This window comes from Phenylobacterium aquaticum (genome assembly GCF_947378715.1).
Lineage (GTDB): Bacteria > Pseudomonadota > Alphaproteobacteria > Caulobacterales > Caulobacteraceae > Phenylobacterium > Phenylobacterium aquaticum_A.
Window position 1 is genome coordinate 1 of the sequence record NZ_CANCLE010000270.1, and the last position, 3,174, is coordinate 3,174.

3 protein-coding genes are annotated in these 3,174 nt (G+C 66.7%); 2 read left to right on the forward strand and 1 reads right to left on the reverse strand.

The window, feature by feature from the left end; all coding sequences use genetic code 11:
• A partial coding sequence (locus Q7P21_RS20345) for a TonB-dependent receptor (protein ID WP_304180218.1) occupies window positions 1-2,111 on the reverse strand: 2,111 nt, incomplete at its 3' end.
• Between the two features lie 143 nt (window positions 2,112-2,254).
• Between Q7P21_RS20345 and Q7P21_RS20350 the strand changes: the two genes are divergently transcribed.
• Both Q7P21_RS20350 and arfB read left to right on the forward strand, forming a co-directional pair.
• Window positions 2,255-2,737, forward strand: coding sequence for a Fur family transcriptional regulator (locus tag Q7P21_RS20350; RefSeq protein ID WP_304171989.1), 483 nt, complete (start codon window positions 2,255-2,257; stop codon window positions 2,735-2,737).
• 137 nt (window positions 2,738-2,874) lie between these two features.
• On the forward strand, window positions 2,875-3,174 hold a 300-nt coding region (arfB, locus tag Q7P21_RS20355), incomplete at its 3' end, for an alternative ribosome rescue aminoacyl-tRNA hydrolase ArfB (protein ID WP_304180220.1).

Sequence of the window (3,174 nt, forward strand, 5' to 3'; positions counted from 1 at the left end):
AACGCCTTGGTCAGGCCCACGAACATCCCGCGCCGGGGCCCATATTGCGGGGCGCCGACGCCGACGCCTGAGCCGTCGCGGATCAGATATTTCTCGTCGAAGGCGTTGATCAGATCGGCGCGGACGCTGACGCCCTTCAAGGCGCCGTCCTCGAAGCCGTGGCTCACCGACAGATTGACCTGGGTATAGGGATCGAGCTTGCCCCCGTTGGGGACCGCCCCGTCCTTGCGCAGGCCCGAGCCGTAGAGCACGTCCCCGGACAGCCGGGTCCCGCCCCAGCGATAGGAGGCGCCGGCCGAGGCCGTATAGGTCTGGTCGTGGTCCACATAGATGTAGTGGCCGGCGATATAGGCCAGGTCGGCCGGGTCGAAATTGAACTCCGACGAGATGATGTCCTTCCCTTGGGCCTTGGAGGCCGCGAGGTTGGCATAGGTCGAGAAGGCCCCACGCTCATAGGCCGCCGTCAGCTCGACGCCCTTCACATAGCCCTGGTCGTAGTTGAACGGGGTCAGGATGATCGGGGCGCCGAACTGGCCCTCGTCCAGCATGTGCTTGATCTGCTTGTAATAGGCGTCGACGCCCAGGGTCACGCCGCCGAACTTCTGCTGTGCGCCGATATCGAAATAGTGGGTCCGCTCGGAATAGGGGGTGGTGTTGGCGCTGCCCGGCGCCTCCGCCGTCGTGCCGACGAACTTGGCGACCGTCTCCGAGGCCACCAGCTCATAGGGCGGCGGGGTGAAGTAGCGGGCATAACCGACGTGCAGCGTCGCGCCGTCTGCGGGCGTCCAGACCAGGTTCACCCGCGGGCTCAGCTGGTCCTCCTTGCGGAAGGAGGAGAGCGCGTCATAGCGCAGGCCATAGTTGAGGGTCAGGCTGTCGGCCAGCTTCCACTCGTCCTGCAGGAATACCGAATAGGTCCAGGAGGTGCGCCGGGCCTGGTCGGCGATGGTGAGCGGCGTATCGCCGATCTGGTCGCCATTGGCGTCGAGGCCCAGGACCTGGGACGAGGTCTTGCTGGTCGCCCGGTCGCCCTGGACAACCACGCCGCCGCGCAGGGTATGGGCGTCATTGAGATTATAGACCCCCTCGGCCTGCAAGCCGGCGGCGGCGTCCTGCTTGCGGGCGTCCTGGGCGATGCCGGCGAACAGCAGGTCGCCCAGCCCGTCGGGGCGGAAGCTCAGGGTGGAGTAGCGGGCGAACAGCGAGGCCTGGGCCGTGAACTGGTCGGTGGTCTTCAGATAGGTGGCGATGGCGTAGCTGGTCCCCTCGCGCTGGCGCTCGTTCAGCCCGTCGGACAGATCGTCGGTCTGACCCCGGACCGTCAGGCCAAGGTCCGGATGCAGGCCAGGGGTGTTGGGGATCTCGAAGGTCTGCAGCGAGGTCCCGAGGATCAGCGAGAGACGGCTGGAGTCGTCGATGATGTGGTCGAAGAAGCCGAAGACCTGGCCCTGCTGGCTGTGGTCATGCACCGGCCGCGCCCGGCCGTCCGGGCTCTCGATGCCGACATCGGTGTCCGTATAGCTGGCCGAGACGAAGGCGCTATTGGCGCCCACCGTGGTTCCGTATTCCAGGCTGGGCGAGATCACCCCGTGGCCGCCGCCATAGATCGACGCCTCGCCCCCGGTCTTGAAGCCGCTCTTGGTGGTGATGTTTATGATGCCGGCGGTGCGCAGGCCGTACTGGGCCGGCAAGGCGCCGGTGATCAGCTCGATATTGGAGGCCAGCCTCGGGCTCAGGGTCTGGCCGAACACCGCCAGGCCCTCGGGCAGGATGACGTTGTTCAGGCGGTACTGGAGGTTGGCGTGATCGCCACGCACGTGCAGCTGGCCGAAGCCGTCCTGGGTGACGCCGGGCGCCTGGAGGATCACCTGGTTGAGCTGGGTGTTGGCCCCGCCCGGCAGGTTGGTGACGAAGCTCTGGCTCATGGCGAAGGCGGTGGCCCCCAGGGACGGTTCGATCGTCTGCAGGGCCGCATCCAGCCGCTGGGCGGTGACCACGATCTCGGACACCTCGGGGCCCTTGTCCGCCGCCGCCTGGGCGGAACCGGCGACCAGGGTCGCGCTGAGGAGCGCCGCGCTGGCGGCGGCGGCGAATAACCTGTGACGACCCATGACAATCCCCTGAGGAGGGCTTGATTGGGAGGCCCTCTGTTACGAAATAACACTAATGATGCGTTATGAGATAACATAACGAGTCGTCAAGGGCGGATATGTCCTCGGTTGCGGGAAATCGCGGAGACGGGTAGCCAATGGACATGGGAGCCGATTGTCATCACGAGGACGGCGTGCATCCGGGCCTGGCCGGGCCGGTCCTGGCCGACGCCCTGGTCTTGGCCGAGCGCCGCTGCGCCGCGACCCAGGAGCGGCTGACCGCCCCGCGCCGGCGCGTGCTCGAACTGCTGCTGGAATCCGACGGGCCGCAGAAGGCCTATGACCTGATCGCCGCCTTCGGGGCGCATGGCGAGCCGGCCAAGCCGCCGACCGTTTATCGCGCCCTGGAATTCCTGGAACGGCTGGGCTTCGCCCACAGGATCGAGAGCCTGAACGCCTATGTGCCCTGCCGCCTGGACGGCCAGGGCCACCGGGCGGCCTTCGTGATCTGCGAGTGCTGCGGCGCCGCCGAGGAGTTCGAGCCGGACTTCGCCACCCAGCTGGCCGCCGCCGCCCCGTCCGGCTACGCGGTGCGCAGCGTCACCCTGGAAGCTCGCGGCCTCTGCCCTGCCTGTCAGGCCGGCTGAGCGGGCCGGCGCCTGCGCCCCATGATCGAGATCACCCCCGCCATAGCGCTCGACGAGAGCGAGATCGTCGAGCGGTTCATCCGCGCGGCGGGACCTGGCGGCCAGAACGTCAAGACGGTCCAGCACTCGGGGCCGGCATGATTGTCGTCACGCCACATCTGACCATCGGCGACGACGAGTTCACCGAGCGAATGGTGAAGGCCAGCGGTCCCGGCGGGCAACACGTAAATAAGACGAGCAATGCCATCGAGCTTCGCTTCGATGTTCGATCTTCGAGGTTGGCGGACGACGTTAAACAGCGGCTCGAAAAGCTGGCTGGTAGTCGCCTGACACAAGACGGCATCCTGATCCTGTTTTCTCAGGGCTCGCGGTCCTTGGAAATGAACCGGCAGGAGGCACGGGAACGGCTCGCTGAGTTGATCCGGCAGGCACTTCAT